The sequence below is a fragment of the uncultured Psychrosphaera sp. genome (assembly GCF_947500655.1).
In the GTDB taxonomy this organism is placed as follows: domain Bacteria; phylum Pseudomonadota; class Gammaproteobacteria; order Enterobacterales; family Alteromonadaceae; genus Psychrosphaera.
This window is the reverse complement of the sequence record NZ_CANMSK010000004.1, coordinates 130,305-155,636: the sequence shown is the minus strand read 5'-3', so window position 1 is coordinate 155,636 and position 25,332 is coordinate 130,305. Positions and strand designations below refer to the sequence as shown.

Annotated in this window: 21 protein-coding genes; 15 read left to right on the top strand and 6 right to left on the bottom strand. The window is 37.7% G+C overall.

The features are described from left to right. The first annotated feature begins 244 nt into the window (after window positions 1-244). The 4 genes from Q0940_RS17090 (at window position 245) to Q0940_RS05430 (ending at window position 2,543) form a co-directional block, all read left to right on the top strand. Window positions 245-406 (top strand): inovirus-type Gp2 protein, encoded by a 162-nt coding sequence (locus tag Q0940_RS17090; protein WP_363323567.1) that lies wholly within the window; start codon window positions 245-247, stop codon window positions 404-406. Window positions 407-555: 149 nt separating this feature from the next. Beyond that, window positions 556-1,008 (top strand): helix-turn-helix domain-containing protein, encoded by a 453-nt coding sequence (locus Q0940_RS05440; protein WP_299265204.1) that lies wholly within the window; start codon window positions 556-558, stop codon window positions 1,006-1,008. Further along, window positions 1,008-1,475, top strand: a complete 468-nt coding sequence (locus Q0940_RS05435) for a PIN domain-containing protein (RefSeq protein WP_299265201.1) — start codon at window positions 1,008-1,010, stop codon at window positions 1,473-1,475. Before Q0940_RS05440 ends, Q0940_RS05435 begins: the two co-directional genes overlap by 1 nt. Window positions 1,476-1,664: 189 nt before the next feature. Further along, complete coding sequence (locus tag Q0940_RS05430) at window positions 1,665-2,543, top strand: hypothetical protein (RefSeq protein WP_299265198.1); 879 nt, start codon at window positions 1,665-1,667, stop codon at window positions 2,541-2,543. Window positions 2,544-2,727: 184 nt separating this feature from the next. On the opposite strand, the gene Q0940_RS05425 is transcribed toward Q0940_RS05430, so the two are convergent. From Q0940_RS05425 to Q0940_RS05405, 5 genes are all read right to left on the bottom strand, one after another. Beyond that, window positions 2,728-2,928 carry an AlpA family transcriptional regulator gene (locus tag Q0940_RS05425; protein ID WP_299265195.1) on the bottom strand — a complete coding sequence of 67 codons (201 nt, stop codon included), beginning with the start codon at window positions 2,926-2,928 and terminating at the stop codon, window positions 2,728-2,730. Window positions 2,929-2,954: 26 nt separating this feature from the next. Continuing rightward, window positions 2,955-3,515 (bottom strand): tyrosine-type recombinase/integrase, encoded by a 561-nt coding sequence (locus Q0940_RS05420; protein WP_299265192.1) that lies wholly within the window; start codon window positions 3,513-3,515, stop codon window positions 2,955-2,957. 159 nt (window positions 3,516-3,674) lie between these two features. Beyond that, window positions 3,675-4,094, bottom strand: a complete 420-nt coding sequence (locus Q0940_RS05415; protein WP_299265189.1) for a DUF2787 domain-containing protein — start codon at window positions 4,092-4,094, stop codon at window positions 3,675-3,677. 113 nt (window positions 4,095-4,207) lie between these two features. Further along, complete coding sequence (gene radC / locus Q0940_RS05410) at window positions 4,208-4,675, bottom strand: DNA repair protein RadC (RefSeq protein WP_299265186.1); 468 nt, start codon at window positions 4,673-4,675, stop codon at window positions 4,208-4,210. A 167-nt stretch (window positions 4,676-4,842) separates the two neighbouring features. After that, entirely contained in the window at window positions 4,843-4,977 is a 135-nt protein-coding gene (locus Q0940_RS05405) for a hypothetical protein (protein WP_299265183.1), read from the bottom strand. A 246-nt stretch (window positions 4,978-5,223) separates the two neighbouring features. Between Q0940_RS05405 and Q0940_RS05400 the strand changes: the two genes are divergently transcribed. Continuing rightward, complete coding sequence (locus Q0940_RS05400; protein WP_299265180.1) at window positions 5,224-7,152, top strand: hypothetical protein; 1,929 nt, start codon at window positions 5,224-5,226, stop codon at window positions 7,150-7,152. 128 nt (window positions 7,153-7,280) lie between these two features. Here the strand turns inward: Q0940_RS05400 and Q0940_RS05395 are convergent, their stop codons facing one another. Next, the gene (locus Q0940_RS05395; RefSeq protein WP_299265177.1) at window positions 7,281-7,808 is read right to left on the bottom strand and encodes a hypothetical protein; all 528 of its coding nucleotides are present in this window, start codon (window positions 7,806-7,808) and stop codon (window positions 7,281-7,283) included. A gap of 216 nt (window positions 7,809-8,024) precedes the next feature. Here Q0940_RS05395 and Q0940_RS05390 point away from each other — a divergent pair, with 216 nt between their 5' ends. The 10 genes from Q0940_RS05390 (at window position 8,025) to Q0940_RS05345 (ending at window position 25,332) form a co-directional block, all read left to right on the top strand. Next, window positions 8,025-8,195 (top strand): helix-turn-helix domain-containing protein, encoded by a 171-nt coding sequence (locus Q0940_RS05390; RefSeq protein WP_299265174.1) that lies wholly within the window; start codon window positions 8,025-8,027, stop codon window positions 8,193-8,195. Further along, complete coding sequence (locus Q0940_RS05385) at window positions 8,192-9,670, top strand: class I SAM-dependent DNA methyltransferase (RefSeq protein WP_299265171.1); 1,479 nt, start codon at window positions 8,192-8,194, stop codon at window positions 9,668-9,670. The genes Q0940_RS05390 and Q0940_RS05385 overlap by 4 nt, the downstream gene beginning before the upstream one ends. Continuing rightward, a complete protein-coding gene (locus Q0940_RS05380) occupies window positions 9,670-11,439 on the top strand; it encodes a DUF262 domain-containing protein (RefSeq protein WP_299265168.1) in 1,770 nt (589 codons plus the stop codon). Before Q0940_RS05385 ends, Q0940_RS05380 begins: the two co-directional genes overlap by 1 nt. Then, complete coding sequence (locus Q0940_RS05375; protein WP_299265166.1) at window positions 11,436-12,917, top strand: class I SAM-dependent DNA methyltransferase; 1,482 nt, start codon at window positions 11,436-11,438, stop codon at window positions 12,915-12,917. The genes Q0940_RS05380 and Q0940_RS05375 overlap by 4 nt, the downstream gene beginning before the upstream one ends. Continuing rightward, entirely contained in the window at window positions 12,917-14,113 is a 1,197-nt protein-coding gene (locus Q0940_RS05370; protein WP_299265164.1) for a restriction endonuclease subunit S, read from the top strand. The genes Q0940_RS05375 and Q0940_RS05370 overlap by 1 nt, the downstream gene beginning before the upstream one ends. Window positions 14,114-14,115: 2 nt before the next feature. After that, window positions 14,116-17,088 (top strand): HsdR family type I site-specific deoxyribonuclease, encoded by a 2,973-nt coding sequence (locus tag Q0940_RS05365; RefSeq protein ID WP_299265163.1) that lies wholly within the window; start codon window positions 14,116-14,118, stop codon window positions 17,086-17,088. Between the two features lie 175 nt (window positions 17,089-17,263). Next, window positions 17,264-19,264, top strand: coding sequence for a hypothetical protein (locus Q0940_RS05360; protein WP_299265159.1), 2,001 nt, complete (start codon window positions 17,264-17,266; stop codon window positions 19,262-19,264). Continuing rightward, window positions 19,254-23,255, top strand: coding sequence for an AAA domain-containing protein (locus tag Q0940_RS05355; RefSeq protein WP_299265156.1), 4,002 nt, complete (start codon window positions 19,254-19,256; stop codon window positions 23,253-23,255). Before Q0940_RS05360 ends, Q0940_RS05355 begins: the two co-directional genes overlap by 11 nt. After that, complete coding sequence (locus tag Q0940_RS05350) at window positions 23,248-23,988, top strand: hypothetical protein (RefSeq protein ID WP_299265153.1); 741 nt, start codon at window positions 23,248-23,250, stop codon at window positions 23,986-23,988. The genes Q0940_RS05355 and Q0940_RS05350 overlap by 8 nt, the downstream gene beginning before the upstream one ends. A gap of 3 nt (window positions 23,989-23,991) precedes the next feature. After that, entirely contained in the window at window positions 23,992-25,332 is a 1,341-nt protein-coding gene (locus tag Q0940_RS05345; RefSeq protein WP_299265151.1) for a hypothetical protein, read from the top strand.

Here is a 25,332-nt window from a genome sequence, read left to right as displayed (position 1 = left end):
AGTTAACTATAATTTACTTTTGTAGTTAATTTAGTTGTGGAATAAGCAAAAGTCAATAATAGTTTACTTTTGGTGTTTAAATCTATGCTTTGTATCTATAAGTCAATTATAGTTAACTTATGTGGCTTACTTTGTAATCTTATTTAAATGCATAAGTGTGATTGTGTATCCAGTTAAGATTACACTTTGGTATTTGTGTAATCCAAATTGGATACAGATTGTTCGAGTATAATTACTCAATATTTTGTTTTTTAATAGGGACTGCTATTGGATTTTAGGTGACTTTCAGCAACGAACATCTTCTTTATCTACCAAAGTCGCTGAGGCATGGGCTAGCGCTTTAAAGCCAACAATTAAACAAACGATTAAATATAATAAAACTAAAATTAACATTTCAAACTCCTAATTCATATGAATAATTTTCACTTCAGTGTCGTTGTTAAGTGGTCAACTGACACGTGGGAGATTATCGATTTAATTACCATTATTGTTATTTCGAATATTTCGAATATAATAGAAGGGTATTATTCACAACAGTGAAAAAGAGAGAGGGATATGAACACAGCTACAAAATTGCCAAGCGCTGAAGAAATTGCACTGGCTAAGCTTGGTAGCCAAGAGCTATCAGCGGTTATTCAAACTAATGGCGAAGCCCAGAAAATAAATGTTGTTGATAAGTCAGGTAAAACTCATGAAGTAACAATTCCTGCAAGCGCATTAAACATGATGATTGAGATGCTTACCCAGCTAGGGCAAGGAAACTCAGTGAGCATTACACCTATTCATGCGGAGCTAACAACGCAAGAGGGGGCCGACATGTTAAATATGTCTCGCCCTACATTTATTAAGCTATTAGATTCTCAAGAAATTCCATTTAGCCGTACAGGTAATAGACGGAAAGTTGCTTTTGCTGACCTCATGGAATACAAAAACAATTTGGAAGAACAACGCTTAGCTTCACTTGCTGAGTTATCTGAATTAGATCAAGAAATGGGTATGGGATATTAATGTCATCATACACGGTAATTTTAGATGCTTGCGTGATGTACCCCGCGCCACTTCGTAGTTACCTAATGTACCTGGCAAATACTGGTTTGTTTAGAGCTCGGTGGACTGATCAAATTCATGATGAATGGACTCGTAATCTTCTGAAAAATAATCCAGATGTAGATCCTACTAAGTTGCAAAGAACTAAAGCACTTATGAATGCCTATGTTCCAGATTGTCTGGTAGAAGGTTATGAATCGTTAATCGAAGGGATTAACTTACCAGATAAAGATGATAGACATGTGGTAGCTGCTGCAATAAAAGGACAAGCAGAGTCTATCATCACGTTTAACTTAAAAGACTTCCCTATACAGACGATGGAAGCGCTGGGCTGTCAGCAATACACCCAGAAGAATTCTTATGCGATATGTTTGAATTGGATAGCAGCGCTTGCGTTAAAGCAGCCCAACAGCAAAGGCGTTCATTGAAAACCCCACCAATGGAGCAAGATGAATTCTTAGCTTGTTTGCAAAGACAGAAGCTCCCAAGTTTTGTGTCAAAGTTAAAGCAATTTAAATTAATGCTGTAGTTTTTAATTGTAGCTAAGTTGATAATTTGGCTTAGTGATTCAATCACTCAGGTAGAATTTTCAGTACAAAATTTACGAGGAAATGTCGATGAATAAAAGGAAAGTTTTTGGAGTATTAGCTCTTATTTTCTTAGCTATAGGTCCACTTGCTTACTTTATTGGGCGTACGTCTAAAGATTGGGGCTGGAAATTTATATTTTTTGAGGAAGCACTACCATACACTTCAACTTTGAGTTCAATATTTATTTTATTTACCTTCAGCTTTTCATGTGCTTTTCTAATTTATCATTATAGAAATGAAATTGATAAAGTATCTAACTTAGAAAAAGTGGGGTTGTTAGGCGCTTTTATGGCCGGTGGGGCAATGGTTATAGCACCTTTTTATCCTTCAATTACATGGTTGCTATTTCCGAGTGTTGGACTTTGTTTTTACAGTTATAGCAAAGGGGCGTTCGATTCGATTTATAATAATATTTTTGGAACGAGCTGGACAAATATAATATTTAGCACTTTCATCATATCTATTCTGCTTTACATAGCCAACGTTCTTATAAATGGCAAGATTAATCAAGTGTTTATAGGAGTGAATCCTAATTTATTGCCAATGACAAGATGGTTAGTGTTAATTACACTAATTTCAGGAGTTATATTCTTTTTGAGTACAATCCTGATTATTATTTCACTGAAAAAACTAATGGCTGATAACGCCAAAATTAATGATTTCAATATTTTTATGATAGCTATTGTTTTGTTTATTGGTAGTTCTGTTTTATCCGCTAGTGATAGTTTCCTTATACGTAAACTCTCTTATTATGTTGACTTTAACTCTGTTAGTATATGTAAAAAAATTCCATCAGATTACTCTGTGATAAATATTGGTCCGAATAATATAATTATCAATAAAGGGCCAAACCATAAATTTGAACTCCAAATTGCTAAATGTACATTGAATTCGACTCCTTTATGACCAAGGTGATTCCAATCTAGTAGATTAATATTCATCGAATTTTTGCCATCTGAGTAGATGTTATTAATTTAAAAGTCTACAAAGTCACTTCCATTTAAAAATAACTTAGGAACGCAAGTGCTTTTAGAACTTAATACCAAAAAAGAAACTCACTGGTTTCTTTAATTAACAACTTCCCATTAACTTAAGATGTTAAGTGTGGGGAGTTGTCTCGTTGGTTAACTTTGTCTTGTATCCATTCGTTGATTTCAGTTTCAACCCAAGCTGACAAGTTTGATGTAATCTTTACTTGTTTAGGGAAGCTTTGGTCTTTCATGTAGTTATAAATGCTTGAGCGTCCTAATCCTGTCATTTGCATAACGTGTCTTAACCTAATTAATTTCATAATGCTCACCTTGATTAACGGTTCCGTTAAATTTCCAATTCAACAAAGTCTTTATCTACATCTTCCTGAGTGATCCCTATATATCTAAGCGTTACCGCTTCAGAGCCATGCCTGAGCATTTTCATTACTCGGGCAAGGTCTTTGGTGCTTTGATATAAATGATAACCACGTGTTTTACGCATGGAGTGCGTACCCAGCCTAATACCAACTTCAACACCAACTTCTGAAAATGCGTGTGACACGGCACGTCTAGTAATGGGCCTGCTAATTGATGACTTAGCTTGTTGGTTTCTGTAAGACTGGAAAACGTAAATATGGTGGGGAAACTCTTGTTTGATTTGAATGAGTAAATCTAACGCCTTTACGTTTAATTTAATGCTGGCGGTTTTGCCTGTTTTAGATTCTGTAATGAACAACCGGTCTTCTTTAATATCCGTAAACTTAATGGATAATAAGTCAGATATCCTTAATGCCAGGTTAAGGCCGATATTCCAAACATCGGCCATTTGTTTACTAAAGCGTTTCTCAAGTAAGTGAGATATTAACTTTACGGTATCTAAGTTTTTCACTGCATGAACTTCTTGCATGTCAGCTTCCTCTTTTGTGATTAAACAGTGTTATGGGAACTTCAAACCTAATAACTACCCCAAGTCCTTATAAACAAAGGGATGGCAACTTCCCATAATGACATTGTGGGAAGCTGGGTTATTTACGCATTTAAAGCTGAGCTTGGTGAAGTGAATTGCTCACTCAAAAGTGACTTGAACGTCAAACACGCCAGATTTGTAATACTCAATAAAGTTATTAATAAATAGCTGAATCAAGTTACCTGCATGCTGTCTGACTGAGCCACCAGCAAATAAACTAAATACTTGTTTAGTGATGAAACAAATATCAATCTCTTTTACTAGTTCAGGGAACGTTCTTCCTTGATATGAAAAGTCAGTGACATAAACAATATTCCATTGATCATTCTCTTTCTTCAGCCTTACTTCTACAGGGTGATAACCTCCAGTTTCAGCCGAGTAGTTTGGATCACTGAAATTAAATGTTATTGCAGTGATAGCTTTGCCAGGAAGAGGTGCATTGATATATTCGTTATTTAATACGTTGTAAAAAGTATTAGGCAAGGCAAAAGCCTGAGCCTTATTAAATTGAAGGTTCATGATGGTATCTCTGCTAGTTATATGAGTTATGTTAGTTATATGAATGATGTAAGTTGGACTTGTTTAGCTACGTTGATCCGCAATTAGATTGCGAGTGTTGCTGGTGGAGTGGGTTAAATAAGACCTTGTTCAGCAAAAGACGTGACATCTTTACCAACAATAAAATGGTCTAATACTCTTACATCTATTAGCTTTAAAGCCTCCACTAACTTGGTGGTTATAGCCTTATCTGACTGGGACGGTAGAGTAATACCAGAAGGGTGATTGTGAGCAAAGATAATAGCGGCTGCATTGCTTTGTAACACCGCTTTTACAACTTCTCTAGGATATACACTAGCGGTATCTATAGTGCCGTAGAATAATTCCTGATACTCAATAAGTTGATGCTGATTATCAAGTAATAAAACAGCAAAAACCTCCCGTTCGTATTGCCCAAGCTTAACTCTTACATACTCTTTAGTTACCTCAACATTGTTAAAACAGTCTTCACGGACAAAACGTCCTGCAAGTATTTCAACAGCACGTTCAAGTATCTGTTCATCATTTAATTGAATGGATTTAGGGTAAGATTTGTTGTGCATAATTAGCCTCCTTGTAATTAATAAATGGCCTATGCACAGTAGTGATATATGTCTGAAATGTTTTTAAATGAACATTTAGTTATGTGATAATTAAAGGGCACTTTGGATCTATTTAGTGCCCTTATTGTATTTAGATATTTATGTTTAGAAGTAAACGCAATTTACTTCTAATCCCCTAAATAATCATCATTATTAGGATTGTGCCCATCAGACCAGTCATCCATATCAGCATCATTGTTGGGGTTGTTAATATCAGACCAAAGGTCTAGTTCATCGTTTGACATGTCATCAGTATTTGGCATGTTAAATTCCTCTTTAATTGGAATTGAAATTCCGGATTAATTATTCAAATAGTTGACCTATTTGTCGGTCTGATTAGACCTATCGATTCCTCGATAATTTGAATACTAGATGCAAGGGGATGTTTGTAACATGAAACTGATTGTCCCCCCTCTTTTTTAATTGTTATTGGGGGAGGGACAAGATATTTCATGGTAGAGTTAATTCCCGAAGGGAATAATTAGGGAAATTAACAAATAAGGAAACGTATGAACGCTATCCCCTCAATTGAATCAATCCTTTTACAGGTTCATCAAAGCCTGGAGTTGCCAGCTTATACAAGTAAGCAAAAGGCTTCATTTGCTCAAATGAAAAGGCCTATGGAAAAGTATTATGAACAGTTTGATGAAATTCTAGATGGTATCTATCGTGCACTTGAAATTCATAAAGATAAGTCAGCGCGTCTAGATTTGAGCACCTATATCTCAAATTTCTCACGATATCAAAAACACCTTGAACTTAATACTTGGACGTTTAATGCAGACCCAGAACAAGTTGTCTGGCAGCTAACTAGTCACTCATATATTTCTTATATTGCACGAGGAATGGCGTTCTGGAATTTACATGATATAACTGACAAGGGCATGCCTGGTGGGAAATTTTGGTATTTACCGACGGAAACAGAAGATCGTTCTAGTGTTATTATGCCTGTAGATCAAGTGTGTACTTGGTTGCTCGATTTACTTGGTATCCCATTAGACCAAATTAGAAACTCAAATTTTAATAATTCAGCTCCTGAAACACTTATTCGAAATATATACTACTGGAAGAGTGGTAAGGTTCCACGACTTGATACTATTAAAAATACTTTTCAGGACTCCAGCGACATAGAGTTCAAAGGTTGCTTATATGTTGACAGCACAGCCTCAATTGGGAGCCAACTAGAAACTGTTACTAAATTTATTCAATTTAAAAATTTATCCTCAGACGATTTATCCCATGAAATACCAATCAGAAACCCAGTTGAAATTGAAAGGATTATTTCAGGCGAAAGTGATTTAAAAAGTGTTCAAAGATTTATTGATTTAATGACTATTAGATATGCACAACCAACGTTTAAATCTATTAGGCAGAGGCTGCATATAGCTAAAGCAGTTCAAGATGGTTACAAGCGTTTACTTAAATATTTGTGCCCAGGTGTATCACTTACAAACCCTAAATTAGGACAGAATAAAATTTTACAACTTTGTCATATTTACAAATACATATATAACTTAACAATTGAAGCATATCAATTAAATCATGGAGAAAAAGCTGAAAATGAATGGTTTGATAATAACTTGCATTACATACATAAAAATAACTTATTTCTATCTGTAGCACCATCCATTGGTAAACACTCGGGCTCTCTTCTAGGAGAACTCCTTACAAAACGATTTAAGATTATGAAGCCAGATGATCCACTAATTGATCTTTTTGATGAAAGCCCTCACGTATCCGAAAAATTATATAAAGGTATAATAAAAGAACAAGAATTATGGGTTAATGAAAATAATTCTATAGTTAAATTGATAAATAAAATTCGAAATAGTTCACCCTGGAAAGCATTTCAAAAAGAAGATGATTATTCGGTTTTAATGCAAGTTACTCAAAGTTTAACAAACAATCCTAAAGCGTTTAACATTGGGCTAAAGCGGCTAAAAGAACTAGCAACTAGCACAATCGAAGACTCAGAAATTATACAACTGGAACTTAATTATTGGAGCGAAATACCTAAAAATAAACGGCCTAAAGAAACTCAAAAAAGAGTTGAATACTTACTTGAGGAAATGGAGCAACATTGTGAGTTTCAAACGTGGAAAGCCCCAACTCTTGCAGCTAAAGCAAAACACTACATAGCTTTAAATGACTTTAAAACTGCAAGTGTTTATTACAAAAAAGCATTAGATGCTTGTTATGAAAGAAGTTATGGTCGACTAAGAGGCTTTATAGCCAAAGATACTTTAGCGACCTTACTACAAATTGAAAAGCTTAACAAAAATAATCATGAACGATATTTACGTGAAATGATGGCCAACGATGTTTTTAAAATTGAAACTGTTGCAGGTGATTTGAATACACATTTTTGGACAGAGCTTTATAAACCCTATCATGGGCTTCAAAAATTAAGTATGGATAGTAACAAATTAGCGCGGTAGGGGAGAGTAACCGAAGAGACACAGCTAAGTAATTAGGTGTTGTGTGTAACACATTGGTACTAGATAAAGCCCTTGTTTTACATGGGCTTATTAATATTTGAAGTAGCCTTTCTAACAAAGGATAGCCTTTATTCATTTGGTATCATTCTCAAAATATCATCTCGTGACTCAGATGCAACACCACCAAAAAACGAACTGTTAGCAGCAGCAACAGAAAACGAAGGGCCAAGGTTAATCTCTTCTAATCTCTTTTTTACTGCATAGGTAGGTTTTACTTTATTGTAGACATCCCGCCACCAAATACTACTATGTTTTTTGATGATTTTTTCTTTTATTTGGTTAAAGCGCTCTATGCTATCTGCACCTTCAAGGTTCACCAAAACGTTTGCCCAAACCATTTTACGGTGTTTAGCCAAAAGCTTAAAATCACGAGAAACTAATTCAGCTTTGGCATCAGGATGCATTAGAAGTGATTGGTTATTAACCATTCGCTTAATCCATAGTCGCTCAGCCAATTCAAAGAGAATTTTTTTATCGGCATCTTCTACTTCTTTTGCTACTTGCCCCCATTGCTCCAAATTGTATGTGGTTGCCAATTCGTCAATAAGTTTAGGGTATTCTTGCTTGATTTTTTCAACTGATTCATAGTATCCCACAATACATTCCTTTGATTTCCCCAATACTTGGAAGTCTTTTATTATACTGATTTATTACTATTTATGAACAAAGCAGCAGTGTCAATTGTTACTGTCCATCTAAATGTTTTTTAAACGAACGCTTAATAACCTTTTAAACGTTAGTAATGTTTATTAGCGTTGTACATTCCATAATTTTCTCATATTCTAGCTATGTTCTCAGATAGAGATTAAATAATGAGTGAAGAAATACTAACGATTCAAGAGCTTGCAGAATACCTAAAGCTTAATGAAAAAACTGCTTACCGATTAGCAGGAGAAGGAAAGCTACCTGGGTTTAAAGTAGGTGGCTCATGGCGCTTTAAGCGTGAAGATTTAGAAGCATGGATAGAAGATAATAAAAAATGACAGATAAAATAACGCTCTCTCAATTAGAACAATACCTCTCAAAAGCGGCATGGATCTTAAAAGGTCCTGTTGATGCATCCGACTTCAAAGTTTATATATTTCCACTACTTTTCTTTAAACGTATTTCAGACGTTTATGACGAAGAATTCCGGGTAGCACTTGAAGAATCAGACGGTGACGAAGAGTACGCAGCATTACCAGAAATGCATCGTTTTGAAATACCTGAAGGTTGTCACTGGCAAGATGTTCGTGAAACCACCACCAATGTAGGTACTGCAATTGAAAACGCCTTACGTGGCATAGAGCAAGCTAACCAAGAATTCCTATATGGAATTTTTGGTGATGCACAGTGGAGCAACAAAAATAAACTTTCTGATGCATTACTGCTTAACCTTATCGAGCACTTTTCTCAATACACATTAGGCAATCAAAAAGTTGATCCTGACATGTTGGGTAATGCCTACGAATATCTAATCAAACACTTTGCCGATTTAACCAATAAAAAAGCCGGTGAATTCTATACTCCCCGCTCAGTTGTGCATTTACTTGGGATGATATTAGACCCACACGAAGGCGAAACAGTTTACGATCCAGCTTGTGGCACAGGCGGTATGTTGCTTGAGTGCGTTGATAACCTAAAACACAATAAAGAAGACTTCCGAACTTTAAAACTATACGGCCAAGAGAAAAACCTAACATCAAGTTCAATCGCTCGTATGAACATGTTCTTACATGGCATCGAAGACTTTGAAATTTTGCGTGGCGATACACTGCGTAACCCAGTTTTTTTTGAAGCCGACGGTCTTAAAACGTTCGATTGTGTCATTGCCAACCCACCGTTCTCATTAAAAGATTGGGGCGCTGAAAATTGGGCCAATGATCCATACGGACGTAACATTGCTGGCGTACCGCCAAAAGGTAATGGTGATATGGCATGGGTGCAACACATGGTTAAGTCCATGAACAGCACTGGCCGTATGACAGTCGTACTACCTCATGGCGCATTATTCAGAAAAGCAGCCGAGGGTAAAATACGTAAGCAACTACTAGAGCAAGATATGCTAGAAGCCGTTATCGGTTTAGGGCCCAATGTATTCTACGGTACGCAATTAGCAGCCTGTGTGATGGTATTTAAGCAAAATAAACCAGCCGATAAAAAAGGCAAAGTATTGTTTATTGATGCCTCGGATCAAATTCGAGTAGGCAGAGCTCAAAACTTCCTAGAACCAAACCACGTTCAACAAATTTACGACTGGTATCAAAACTATCAAGATGTAGAAAACTACGTAAAGGTCGCCTCTAAAGCTGATTTAGAAGAAAACGACTTTAACTTAAACATACCACTCTACGTTGAAAAAATAATTGAAGATAATCTGCCATCAGTAGAAGAAGCTATGGCAGATTTAAAACAAGCATGGCAAGCAAGCCTTGAAGCCGAAGAGAAGTTTAAACAAGTTTTAAAAGGATTTTTATAATGGCGTACTCAAAGCTATCAATTAAGCAGTTAGTAACCGATATCAGTGATAATAAATATTACCTTCCCGCCATACAGCGTAAGTTTGTTTGGGGTGAAGAAAAAATCTGTAATCTATTCGATTCGATTATGCGCGATTATCCCATAGGCACCTTTTTGTTTTGGGATTTACCTGCTGCAAAAGCAGATAAATATACTTTCTATGAATTCCTTAAAAACTATCATCAACGAGATTCAAAAAACGAACTTGTACGTAAGGATTTTACTCAAGAAGTGCGTGGAGTTTTAGACGGCCAGCAACGAATTAGCTCTATGTATATAGCACTTCAAGGGGTATTTTGTACTAAACGAAAATATGCAAAAAAAACCACAACTAATGCTTACCCTGAAAGGCAGTTATACCTAAATATATTTGGTGAAGAAAAAGAATATGAGTTCAAGTTTCTTACAAAAACAGATGCCACAAATAAAAGTGATGAAAATTACTTCTATCTTGTAAGAGATATTCTTAAAGAAGAAAAAGATGTAGATCCTCAAGATATTTTAGAAAAACTGCATGCACAAACCCCTCAAAATAAAGAGTTGTTAAGTAAACATGGCCGGATCGCTAGGAAGAAGTTATTTCTTTTAGCTAAAAAGTTAAACCAAGATGAAATCATTAACTATTTTAAAATTATTGATAAAGACTTAGATGATATTCTCGATATCTTCGTTCGTGTTAATAGCGGAGGAACCATTCTATCAAAATCGGATTTATTATTTTCTACGTTAGTTGCGCACTGGGAAGATGGTCGAGAGCATATTGAAAAGCTTATTGAAGATATGAATGGCGAAGATGGACTATTTAATTTTAATACAGACTTCTTAATGCGTACCTGTTTGTTTTTAATTGATGCTCCAATGAGCTTTAAAGTACAGACCTTTGACCGAGCTAATATCACTAAAATTCGTGATAATTGGGCTGATATATCGAAAGCACTTATCCAAGCATCACAAACGCTTAGAGAGTTTGGTTTTAATAAAGTCAGGCTGTCATCTAATTATGCGGCAACTCCTATGGCGTACTATCTCTATAAAAAAGGTGAAGTAAATAATAAATCGAAAGTAGAGTTACGAAAACTGATCATTCACAGTCTACTAAAGCAGGTTTACAGTGGCCAAGCGGATTCTGCTTTGAGCGGCTTAAGAGAGGGGTTGAGGAATAAAAGCTTGGAAAACTTTCCACTGAAAAATAGTAGCTTTAACTTTGAACAATTCAAAAACACTAAACTATCAGGTGGTAAAAAACTTACAATCGACAGTGATGATATTGAAGACTTTTTAGACCTTAAAAAAGGGGCGTTCTGCTTCCTATTGCTTTCCGTTTTATATCCCGATTTAAAATTAGACCAAATTAGTTTTCATCAAGATCATATGCATCCCCATAGCCGTTTTAATACAGAACGCCTAACTGACTTAGGTTTAGATCAAGACAGCATTAATCAATGGCAAAGTATGAGAGACCAGCTACCAAACTTACAACTGCTAGAGGGAACAGAGAATACCGTTAAGCAAGCCACTCCTTTGATAAAATGGGTAGCTAAAAATCCTACTGATGAAGCGTACTTCCGTCAACGAAACTATGTAGCAGACCAGCAATCATTAGAGTTATCTGATTTCGAACAATTTTTTCAATCTAGACGGCTCTTATTAAAGAAAAAGTTAAGTGAAGAGTTTAATGTAGCTCCTCAACACGCAGATATAAAAGTAACTGAGGCAACCTCAGCATGATGACCCAACCTTTTTTTGATCAAAAAGCTCTAGAAAAATACTTATGGGAAGCTGCTGTAATCCTCCGAGGCACCATAGATGCTGGTGATTACAAACAGTACATATTCCCATTAATGTTCTTTAAGCGTATATCTGATGTTTACGATGAAGAGTTTGAAAATGCCTTAGCGGAAAGTGATGGTGATTTAGATTATGCAGCCTTTGCTGAAAACCATAACTTCATAATCCCTAAAGGTGCACACTGGAATGATGTACGTGAAACTACCACTAATATTGGTCAAGCATTGCAAAGTGCGATGCGTGAAATAGAAAAGGCTAATCCTGATACTTTAGAAGGTATTTTTGGTGATGCTAGTTGGACTAATAAAGAACGCCTTTCTGACGGTATGCTTATCGACCTGATTGAGCATTATTCACAACAAAAGCTTAATTTAAAAAATGTACCTGACGACAAGCTAGGTAACGCTTACGAATATCTTATTAAAGAATTTGCTGATGACAGCGGCCATACCGCAGCAGAGTTTTATACCAACCGTACCGTAGTAAAACTCATGACCATGATCATGGACCCGCAACCGGGTGAGTCAGTGTACGACCCTACCTGTGGCTCAGGAGGGCTATTACTTAACTGTGCCTTGCACCTTAAAGATGAAGGCAAAGAATACCGCACTCTTAAATTATATGGCCAAGAAATTAACCTATTAACCTCAGCCATTGCCCGTATGAACATGTTTATGCATGGCATTGAAGAGTTCGATATTGTCCGTGGTAATACCTTAAGTAATCCAGGCTTGCTTGAAAATGACGAACTGAAAAAATTCAACGTGATCCTTGCTAACCCGCCATATTCAATAAAATCATGGGATCGTAAAGCCTTTGAAAGTGATCCTCATGGCCGTAACCTGTGGGGCACGCCACCGCAAGGTTGTGCCGACTATGCCTTTCAGCAACATATTCAGAAGAGTCTTGATTTAGGTAATGGCCGTTCAATTTCATTATGGCCTCATGGCATTTTGTTCCGTGATTCTGAAGCTGCAATGCGAAGAAAAATGACCGAGCAAGACCAAGTAGAATGTGTCATTGGTCTTGGGCCTAACCTTTTCTATAACTCGCCAATGGAAGCCTGTTTGTTAATTACTAAAACAAACAAAGAAAAAAGTAAAAAAGATAAAATCTTGTTTATCAACGCCGTAAAAGAAGTAAGGCAAGATAAAAACATAGGTTATTTAGATCAAGTTCATATCGACAAAATATTTAATACTTACAGTAAGTTTGAAAGTGAAGAAAACTTTGCAGTTCTAGTTAATAAACAAGAGGTGTTAGATAAAAAAGCAAATATGGCAATTAACCTCTATATCCGCCCTGACTCTTTAGTAAGTCGCGAAGAAGTTTATTTTGCAACGGCGTATCAAGAATGGCAACAGTCATCAGATAACCTAAAACAATCAATGGAAAATTTATTTAAGGAGCTAGTGTAATGTTAGACATGGAAGCTATTAAAAACTTCTCTATTGATAAATCAGACTGGAAGAAGGTTAAATTTGGCGATGTGGTGTTTGAGCCAAAAGAGTCTGTTAAAGATCTTGTTTCTGAAGGCATCGAGCATGTTGTTGGTTTAGAGCATATTGACAGTGAAGATATGGATTTACGCCGTTCAGCAAGTATTGAAGAAAGTACAACATTCACAAAGAAGTTTAGTAAAGGTGATGTGTTATTTGGTCGACGCCGAGCTTATTTAAAAAAAGCGGCTAAAGCGATATTTGGTGGGATATGCTCAGGTGATATTACTGTTATGAGAGCAAAAGATGATGTTCTTCTGCCAGAACTTCTGCCTTTTATTGTAAGTAATGATGAGTTTTTCGACCACGCAGTGCAACATTCCGCAGGAGGGCTATCTCCAAGGGTTAAATTTAAAGATCTGGAGAATTTTGAGTTTTCATTACCATCACTTCAAGTACAAAAACAACTAGCACCGCTGCTAATAAGTATGATGGATGTTATAAAGAATGAGAACAATGTAGCTGAAAAACTTCAAAATTTTTACCTAGCTAAAATGTATGAACTTTTAAACGGACGCCATATCACCAGCAGTGGTGCAAAATTACCAAAGAATTGGAAAGAAACAAAACTACAAGATATTGCCAAATTTATAGACTATAGAGGAAAAACGCCAAATAAAACTAAAGAGGGAATTCGGCTGATAACTGCCAAAAATATACGTGATGGCTGGATAGATAAAGAGCCAGAAGAGTTTATTGCAGAAGATGATTATACTCCCTGGATGAGAAGAGGCATCCCAAATAAAGGAGATGTCCTATTCACAACGGAAGCCCCTTTAGGTAATACCGCGATTATCGATTTAGATGAAAAGTTCGCTTTGGCTCAAAGAGCAATATGCTTACAGCCTTACGAAGATATTTCAGGTGAATTTTTATTTTTCGCACTTAATAACCCAATAGTAAAGCAGAGAATATTAGCTCGTTCATCGGGAACTACTGTGTCTGGTATAAGGTCTGCACTACTAAAAGAAGTAACTATTCCAGTGCCAACTGGTAGCGAGCGAGAGAAAATAACAACAACTTTAAAAGATATTGTATCAAGCATGAAAATGGCTCAAGAAAATTACTTTCATTCAAAGAGCCTTATGAAAACAATTATAAAACAGGTGTTTTAGGTATGGGATTTACCGAATTAAATAGTGTGGAACACTACATCATCCATCAAATGACGGGCGTTAATTTAAACGTCTCTCATGATAAGAATCAAGTTTCAGAGCCACAAAAAACGTTTGGAATTCAATGGCAATTCCAGTCGCCAGAGCAATTAGGTCGAGGTGTTAACGAGGTATTAGTTGAATCTGTATTAGTTAAGGCATTAATTCGCCTTAACCCTGAGATTGAAGCTAACCCAAATTTGGCTGATGAAGTAATACATAAACTCCGTGCTATTTTAATATCGGTTAATCAAGTCGGTTTGGTTAAAGCCAATGAAGAGTTTTTCGCTTGGATGACAGGCGAAAAAACTATGCCGTTTGGCGAAAATAATCGCCATGTACCCGTAAACCTAATCGATTTTGACGACTTAACCCGTAACGATTATGTGGTCACTAACCAATTCCGTATTCATCACCGAGAAACCAAAATACCTGATGTGGTATTAATGATTAATGGTATTCCAGTAGTGGTGGGTGAAGCGAAAACACCTATTCGCCCATCAGTAACCTGGTTAGATGGTGCCCATGAAGTGCACAGCATCTACGAAAACGCCGTACCTCAATTGTTTGTACCTAATATTTTATCATTTGCCACTGAAGGCAAAGAATTGTTTTATGGTGCAATACGTTGCCCATTAGAGTTTTGGGCCCCGTGGCGTGTTGAAGATGCACAGCTAAGCCGGGCTGTTGGCCTTTCGGGTGTAGGCGCGGAGCTAACCGATTTATTAAGCCCTGAACGCCTGCTCGATATAATGCGTAACTTTTCATTGTTTACCACCAATAAAAAGAAGCAGCGCATTAAAGTAATCCCACGTTTTCAGCAATATGAAGGCGCGAATAAAATTGTTCAGCGAGTGATTGAAGGAAAAATCAAAAAAGGCTTAATTTGGCACTTTCAAGGCTCTGGTAAATCGTTATTAATGGTGTTTGCCGCACAAAAGCTTCGTCGTGCTGCTGCGCTTAAAAGCCCAACCGTTATTGTATTGGTCGATAGAACCGATTTAGATACCCAAATTAGCGGCACCTTTAATGCTGCCGATGTCGCCAATGTTGAATCAACCGATAGCATTAAAGAATTACAACAAATGCTAGAGCGCGATACCCGTAAGATAATTATCTCAACGATTTTCAAATTCCGCGATGCTAAACCGAACATGAACCTGCGCGATAACATCATTGTATTAGTCGATGAAGCGCATCGCACCCAAGAAGGGGATTTAGGCCGACAAATGCGTGCAGCCTTACCTAATGCCTTTTTGTTTGGTTTAACCGGTACGCCCGTTAACAAAGCCGATAAAAATACCTTTTGGGCATTTGGTGCAGAAGAAGATAAAGGCGGCTATATGTCGCGTTATACCTTCCATGATTCTATTCGAGACGAAGCCACGTTACCATTACACTTTGAGCCTCGTTTAGTGGATGTGCATGTAGATAAAGCAGCACTGGATAAAGCCTTTGCCGAATTCAAAGAAAGTGCTGCCTTGAGTGATGAAGAAGCCGATGCGCTAAATCAAAAGTCTGCAAAAATGGCCGCCTTTTTAAAAGCGCCTGAACGGGTTGGAAAAATTGTAGAAGACATCGCTATTCACTTTATGGATAAAGTTGAACCTCATGGTTTTAAGGCGATGATAGTAACGCCAGACAGACATGCTTGTGTGCAATACAAAGAAGAACTTGATAAACATTTTCCAGAAAGCGCCAGCAAGGTGGTTATTTCAACCACAGCAAATGATGACTTTGAGTTTAAGCAAAAGTGGGGCGTTGATAAAAGCCAACAAGAAAAGCTGGTGGATGAATTTAACGATGCAAAATCTGACTTAAAGTTTTTAATTGTTACTGCCAAGCTGTTAACCGGGTTTGATGCACCTATATGCCAAACCATGTATTTAGATAAGTCGATTAAAGACCACACCTTATTACAGGCAATATGTCGTACAAACCGTTTATATCCAAATAAAACCTTTGGCTGTATTGTTGATTACTTTGGTGTATTTGACGATGCCGCAAAAGCACTAGAGTTTGATGAAGAAAGCGTACAACAAGTTATCTCCAACCTGAGTGAACTGCGTGAAAAACTGCCACAAGCTATGACTGATGCGTTAGCGCATTTTCTTGGTTTAGATAGAACTGTCGTTGGTTTTGAAGGGTTAGAAGCTGCTCAAAATGCGATAGCTGATAACGAAAAGAAAGATGCCTTTGCACTCGATTTTAAATACTTAGCCAAGCTTTGGGAGTCGTTATCTCCCGATAGTGTTTTAGACCAATACAACGAAGACTATAAATGGCTTGCACAGGTCTATGAGTCTGTTAAACCTGCTTCCGATAATATTGGTAAATTATTGTGGATGACGCTTGGCGCTCAGACAACTCAATTAATCCATGACAATGTGCATGTGGGCGAAGTACATAATCTAGAAGAGTTTGTACTCGATGCTGATGTAATAGAAAATATATTTAATAATCCCGATCCACGTAAAACCAAACAGTTAGAAAAAGAGCTAGCAAAACGCTTTCAAGATCGTGGTGATTTACCTGTATTTAAATCTCTCAGTGAACGATTAGAGGCGTTACGTGATAAAGCAGAGAAAGGCTTGATCGCTTCCATCGACTTCGTTAAAGAGCTTTGTAAAATAGCTAAAGAAACCGTTCAAGCTGAAAAAGACTTAGATGCAGAGCTCAAAGAAAAAACACCAAAAGCCGCATTAACAGACTTATTTTTAGAATTAAAAAATGATCAGACCCCAGCAGTAGTTGAACGCATAGTTACCGACATAGACGCGATCGTTCGCGTTGTACGCTTCCCAGGCTGGCAAGACAGCACAGGCGGCGAACGCGACGTACAAAAATCACTGCGCAAAGCCTTACTCAAATACCAACTGCATAAAGACCAAGTTCTGTTTGATCGGGCATATGGGTATATAAAGGAATATTATTAATGACAGTTGGCCATGCTAGAATAAACTCAACTTTGTGTGCTGCTTATGAAGAGCGAGATTAATTTGAAATTATTGTTTTTGACTAATGAGTTATAAACGTTACCTAGCTACATTCAAAGGCTTAGTAAAGGACTCCAACGAGCCTTTATTTGACTGTGATGGACAAAGCATCTGTATGGACCCTCAGTTTAGTGAACTGGCATTGATGCGTCCAACGAAACTTCATCAAAAGGTTCTGGTTCAAACTGTGACGGTTAGCTGTAATAAGTACATAACCGACATTCTATGCAGGCTGGGTGACGATCAATCTATAGTGGTTAAAAAAATCGCTCTCACTTCTGAGACTTTATTACCGAATGCCATATTAGTAAACATTGAAGATCAAGGGGTATTTGAATTAGCTGTTAGTGCTTTGTCTCCTAATCTAAAAGAATTATTAGATGCAAATGTAAAGGTACGATTGTTATTTAAACTAGATGACAGGAAATTCATTGTTTCATCATTTAAACCACAGATTCCGAATACCCTTGATGGAACTTTCTTTTATGATGAGAAGCGTCACAAAATGGGCGGAAAGGATGTCACGCTTGGTTCCTTTACGTCAAGTTGTGGTGTATATAAAAACCTCCCGTGTGAGATGATGCGAGCAACACTTACAAAGAGCCGTGTTTTTAGTGAATTAACAGAAGGCTTTAGTCTCAATGCAAAAGTAGATTGTAACGCCAGTGAAGGTGAAGAGTCACTGGTTGTGAAAGAGCTAACCTTACCTACCTATCCCAATACTTTTGAAGCGGATATCACAAATGCTGAATTAAGAGAGAAAGAGAAAACAACAGACAACATTCTAGTGTGTGATTTTTCATATTTCGAAGGTTTGACCTCGCGCGTCAACATAGCGAATAAAAAGTTGGATGTAGTCGCTGTAAAGGGCATTGTTTCATTTAAGGCTACCTTGTCATTTAAGGCTGTGGGTACGTTTAAGTTCACGTTTTTAGAACTAGCTATGCCTTCACCGTTCAATGCAAAAGTTTTTCCTAAAGAACTGGTACCTTATCCTAGCGAATTTGAGTTTGTGTGCTTTGGTTTGATTATTAAGGTAAATGTAAAAGAGGATAGTTGGGAAGCGTTTAAAAAGAGCAAAGAACAAATATCGTACAGTGGTGTCTCTTTGCCGGACTTCGAATTAGGTAAAGGGCTTACTCTACCTGTCACTTTCTGGCAACCTAAAAAAGCTCCAGAAGAGCATAGTGCTTGGTCACCAAAGGTGACGTTTTTCTTAAATAAGTTCAGTTTACCTGAAACGATTGAAGGTACGATTTCTTATGTAACCAGTGAAAATCGAGATGGGCATCTTTATTACTTATTCCGTTTTGGCGAAGAAGATATGCATTATCCGATTCTTGCAGCAGAGTTTTTTTTATTTGGAATTGGCGGTTTTAGTGAAAATGCATCTATTGATGTACGAATTGAAAAGTACAGACGCTATAACTCCGAAAAAAAGAAATCATATAAAGCAAAACACCTTCGAGGCAGTCATCGTAATGAATGGAGTGTTCAAGAAATCATGTCACCACTCCCAACACTTTCACCCAGTGAAAGTAACTCCTATCAAGAGGCCTATTGTGTAATGGAATGGGACGCCGATGTTGAACTTATAAAGTTAAGTAATGAGTATTGGAAAGACTTTAGTACTCAGCGCCGTAATTTTGTATATTGTGCTCTAACTGGACACGGTGATTTATATCCACTGGTTGCTGTTCCTCCTATATTGTTGAGGGAAAACGATTGTTATAAATTTGAGTCCGGCCAAGAAATTAAAATGAAGGTGGGGAACGAATCGGTATCATTGAAAAAGGATATTCTTCAATGGCGTTGGGCAAAGTCAATTGAAGTGGCGTCGTCTTCAAAAGAACCAAGCCAATCAAAAATAAAACGATTGACCTGTATAAAACAAGAAGAAATCGAACCAAAAAACAGTAAAGGCGAGAACGGTAATAAGTACCTGAGATTGACGTTTATCGACAGCGATGGTGCAGAATATATTTACAACAGTTTTAAGCTTGGGAGCTATCCCTTAGAAGAGTCTGATTTTGGAAAATACGACCACCTTACTTTATGTGTTGGAAAAAATCGTATTGTTGAAATTGTAGAGATGGTTAAAAAGAATGAAACATAGCGCTAAACTGATGTCGGCTTTACGAGAGAATAATTTATTTAAACTGGCGAATGAAGCGTTTATTGGTGATCAATCGTATCCATTAGAGGCATTTTCTGAGCACAGTCAAACCAATGTCGATTTAAAGTATGAAGAATCCTTTTCGAGAGTAACTGGCAAGTCTATCGTCGCCATGGTGAGCCTTAAAGGAAGGACCAAGTATTCTGTACGGTTGATTGCGATTCCTATGCGCTTACATTCAAATCACGCATTGGCAGGTAATTTTCTATTTGCACCCAATATACAAAGACAGCCTGAAGTTAATCACGATTTATTTAGTTCAGATGAGCATCAGCCTGAAATTTGCTTAGGCTCATCCAATGACTTCCATGAACGGTTATTAGATATTAAGCCCATTATCCCTACTGATGATTGGTCGACGTGGTTTACGTATGCCATTGATATGTTCAATACCATTAGTGACGTATCGTTAATAAATATGGCTAGCGCTTTTCAATCAGTTCTTCCTCAATCACGCCTCGTTATTACGTTACATACATTAGCTAACGGTGATGCAGGCGGTGCAATTGAACAACTTTATGAGAGTGTTCTTTCTGCTCCTGAGCAAGCGTTATCTAAAACGTGTTTTGCGCGCATTGATGATGTGTTTTTTGGTCGCTACCAGACTGACTTTAAAGTACCTAATTATATAAGCGAAGTGGGATACTGGTCACCGACTTATTTGTTAGGTCATATGGATGAGCTTAAAGATAAAAATAAAGAGGATTTAAGTAATCGAGAACTCTTTGCTCTAGATAATACACAGCGAGCTGTAATTATGGCGCTTGCTGAAACGGAGTTGAGTGATGTTTTAGCGGTGAATGGGCCGCCTGGTTCAGGTAAAACCGCCATGCTTAAAGCTGTTGTGGCCAATCAATGGGTAAAAGCGGCGATTGACGGAGAAGATTGCCCTATCGTTATCGGTGTGGGTGGCACAAATCAGTCAGTTAAAAATATTATTGGAGCATTCCCCAAGGTAATGCATCCCACCGCTACTACTGATTCCCCATCCGTTGTTCAATGTATGAAGCGCTGGATAAACGGGCCCCAAAACTATGGTTCATTTTTACCTTCCAATTATGAGTTAAAAGGAGATGAGAAAAAGAATAAACCTCCTATGTCACAGGAAGACATTAACGACAAAGCGGTTATACAAAGTAACAATGAACAATCCCCTGGTACGTTCCATTGGTTAGGTGATAATGCCATTGCATCCGATTTTAAGAGCCTACCTATTCAAAAAAACACGTATATACGCTGCGCTCAAGTTTATTTTGATAAACTATTTCAAGAAAAAGTAGCTAAAGCTCTATATGACGGAGCTGCTGAACCAAAACCTTACGAAATGAAAAATGTAAAGGAGATTGTAGATTTACTTCAGTCTGAGCTATTAGTCATGAAAGACACTATGGTGAATTCTAAAACTAGTCTTCTTAATAAAATTGAAACGCTTCAAAATAGTTATTCAACGCTTGATGACGCTATTTTAGGAGAACGAGAGAATGAATTTAATCTGCTAGATGAACTAACTAATACAAAAGAATCTATCAATTATTACTTAGAATATTTGTCTCTTTCCGTCGGAAATAGAGAGCAACGACAAAAGGTTATTGCCCGAGTGTGTCGGGAACATTTACTTGATCAATTTGATGTAAGAAATGACTTGATTGGAATGACAGATAAAGACAAGACACATTTTTTTCAAGTGATTTCTGATAATGAAGTAACGCTTTATCCGCAAGCGATTCATCTTATTATTGAGGCAATAATTGATACACAATATCGATTTCGTATGTTCCATTTAGCAGCACGCTATTGGGAAGGTCGCTATTTACTTGCCTGCGAAGAAAAAATATTAATTACACGAAATAAGACGAATGTCGAGCTTGGACTTAGGCGGTTGTGTATGCTCACACCTTGCCTAGTTTCAACCACAAAATCAGCCCCCAATCTATTTAGCTATCGTTCACCACCGGGAGTTAATATAGGCTCCTTTTGGCTGGGGTTGGCGGACCTCATGATTATTGATGAGGCAGGGCAGGCTGATATACGAGATTGTTTACCATTACTTGCGCTTGCTAAACGAGCTATCGCGGTAGGCGATATTGACCAAATACCACCTGTGGTGAGTGATGAGGATATTACCGGTTTACAAGAGCATCAGCACATTCATCTTCAGCAATTTTATGATGGCCATAAACTAAAAACACCTGATGCAGCCTATGCTTACTTATTTGCTAATAAGTATTTACCCAACGCTGGAGGAAGTATTCTGCATGTGCTAAGAAACGGTTCACGTTTCTCGATCAAGCAACCTGGTTTGATGCTAAGAGGGCACTATCGTTGTCAACAAATAATCAGCCAGTTTTGTAATGAAATGGTGTATGACAATCAAATTTTCATCAATGGCAATTTGATTGACAAGAAGGGAGTTATCCCTCCGTTATCATTTGTAGAAAGTTCTGGCAAAACATATCAAGAAAATAATGCTTCTCGCGCTAATGCCGCCGAAGTCGATATGGTAGTCGATTGGATCATCAAACGATGGCCTGATGTGCAAAAGCATTACAATGCAAGCATTGATGGAAAGTGGCTCGCAGATTTAATTGCGGTTGTTTCACCGTTTAAGTTACAAGCGCGTCGAATTTTAGAAGCACTTAAAAAAGCCTTGCCAAAAGAACGAGCAGATTCCATAAGTTTGTGCGAAACCGATGCAAATAACTTTACGTGTGGCACGATTGATTCACTACAAGGCGCTGAGCGCCCTATCATTTTGTACTCTGGGGCAAAAGGGGCAAATGATGGTGGTTCAACTCACTTTGATAAAACACCACATGTTCTCAATGTGGCGGTTTCTCGTGCCAAAGAAAGCTTTGTAGCTTTTGTATGTCCCGCAACTTATGGCATTGGTACAAGCAAAGAACCGGCTCGCACTTTAGAGGGGAAAGTGACTTCCTCTATGAAGTATTTGGGATATTACATGCATAAAGTCGGCGCAAAACGACTGTTCCCAAAAAATCTGGTCATTATTGAAGCCGATGGCAAAAAAAAAGCACTATCAGAAGCTTTGGGGCCTGACTATAAAGTGGTTGCTACCAGCGGGGCATTTCTGGACAACCGTTTAGGTGCGCCTTCTAAGGAGAATCAATATCGACCGGCCTATAGATGGGCGGGAGAGGATGATGAAAAACGGCGACAAACCAAAGAGAAAATCGAATCCATTCTCGATGAGATAACTGATCCTGCCTTTGAGGATATTTTTCTTGCTACAGACGATGATTTCATGGGTGAAACAATTGCATGGCAACTGATGAAACTATATGCCAGAAAACATGCAGATAATCCTATCAATTTTAAACGAGTACGCCTACGTGGTATGGATAAGGTAACCGTTAATGAGGCATTTGACGTACCTGTAACTCTTGATTTCAATCGAGTTCATGCTGAAATAGCAAGAGATATTGCTGACAATGTAGGTTCTAGTCTGATGACTAAAGCTATGAAAGATCAAGACCCACTAACTGATAGCGAATTTATAACTGAAGGATTAAAACGAAATTTAATAAGTCCAGTAGAAGGTAATCGAAAGGTTACGTTTGGCCGTGTTCAACGGGCGTCTATAGAGCTGCTTTATCGTTATACCCAACATCAAATTGCAGCACTAGATAATAATGCTTCTTTAGGCGTGAGAGTAACCGCTAATGGTATGGATATCGAGGGCGTACTGTCTCGACCAGAGGGATTAGAAAAACCACTTCCACCATTAGCTGATGTGTCTAACATCGTATGGAAACAGTCCAGCGGGATAGTTGATGAATACATTAAATTACCTGTGCCAGAAGCCAACACGTTAGGCGTTTTAAAATACGCCTTTACTTATTATGATATACCCGTTGCAGAGGCTTATGACTCGCTGACAGCGTTATATGAGGGAGTAGTTAAAAATGACTAATAGCGCGCATGATGAGATCAGTATTCTCTCTAAAGATATTGAGGCGTTGAAACTGGATATTTTAACGAAAGAACCCAAGATAGCTAAAAAGCTTAATGCTGTATTAGACATTTTATCTCAGTGGCAAACAGCAAGAGTCGCTGGCGATGCAATAGTAACTAATCAAGTTTATAAATTTGAAGGGATAGACAATGCAGGTGAATCACTTTTTTTAACCCTTATTGCGCAAAAAGTTGAGAGTTTAGGTTGGGCAGAATATTTACAGCCGGGAAACAAGATACATGAGACGGAACACATTTCTGTGTTTGAGCGATACGCACTGACTGATAGTGAACAATCAGTAAATATGGTTCCAATGAGTCTGCCAGAACAAGAAAATATGACCTTCTTGCATTTTACTGAACAGTTAGAAGCGTTCAGTGTAGGTCGTCCATCAACGTATGCCACAATCTTTGATCGTTTAATTGGTTCGGGCTTGATGGATATGCAAGGTGGTACGATTCGAATAACGAACTTAGGTGCCAAGGCTTATGAGGAGCTGCAGTTGTGCTTTGCACTCGATGCATTATCAGTATGTAGTACTTTTGATAATACAATGAAGCAGCTAGCCCGGGGAGAGTTATCATTGCAATATGGTGTACTTCAATTACTCAATACATGGGATGAGAGTATTGAGCCAAATGAAGTATTTAGCTCGCTTGATGATATTAGCTTTGATGGGTTGGTGAATTAAATAATGGGGCACATTACTTATCCTAGAGCGGCAGGTAGTGATGGGTATCTGAATATCCAAAAAGCTAATGAAGTTCTTGACTTGCTTCGAAATCTGGATCAAGCACACCTAGTTTCCATTAATGGTTTATTGTCAGGTATTGATATTGCTTCGCTTCCTCCAGATCTTCGCTATAAGGTGTTGCAAGCGCTTGCGGCGTATCAATTGGTGATAGATAAAAAGTATCGCGAAAATCTTGAGCTGCAAAGTTGTCTATTTAAACAACGATATGAAGAGCGCGGAGAAATCAATTGGATTCAGTACTCCAATGATTTGTTTTCAGGAAGCGTAAAATCCTTTGAGCCAGTTTGGCTTAATGACTTCAACGAATTTAATGTACATCGCGCCAATCTTGTAGCTGGCATGCTCGTAAATAATAGCTCTAAAAATATCGCCATACATTTAAATGCGACTGGCCAGTATGAGTTTATTGAACATCCTACTGCATCATTAGTTTATGATCGTAAATATGGCCTTATTGCTCATGACATTCCTAGCTGGAGAGACAATATAGCGGATAACGTTACGAACCTAACAGATGGCCGACAAAAAAAGGTGGCCACAAAATCGGAAAAGAGTAGTGGTAGACACAGCATTGAAAAAGATTTTGATCAACGCCTTGTCGGTATTACTAAACCCGATCAGGAAATTATTAAGAAAGGCTGGATAGAAGGTAACGTTGTTACTGGTGGTATTGATGATAGGCTCAATTCTCCTGAAGGTTGTATGAATATATTAGAAGACGCTAAAGCTATCACTGGTGGATTCAAAGAACTAGAAGGCGTGTACTCAGGGCTGTTGAAAGCTGGGTATCAACGTGATCATATTATCCCTATCTCTAATATGCTCATGCCTGGGGAAAAGCGCGAATCAGTGAACGCTAAGCTTATAGAAGGGTTAGGAAGCTATAATGTTGATAATGCATACACTCTGTTTTTGAATGATTCGCAGACTAAAGGTGAAGAACATCGAATGGCCTCTGAAGGGCAAAGAGCTTTTGCGGAAGAATGCTTAGCAAAAGGTGAGCAGGCAACTTTAATAGAATGGATTAATAAGTCTGTGGAATGGAATACAAAAATTTTTGAATCTCGGTTTATGTATCAAGATGGCATGAAAGACAGCAGCAGTCTTACTAAAGATAGAAAACAACAAGCTTCTATGACTGCTATGGCCCTTAGAAATCTGCAAGTAGCACATTTTGAGGGGCTTAACGCAAAATTTGACACTAAAATCGGTAATGGTGTTTTAGGTAAAAAAGGTGAGTATAAACCCGAAACCAAGCTTGTGATAGGGGGCGGTAATTAG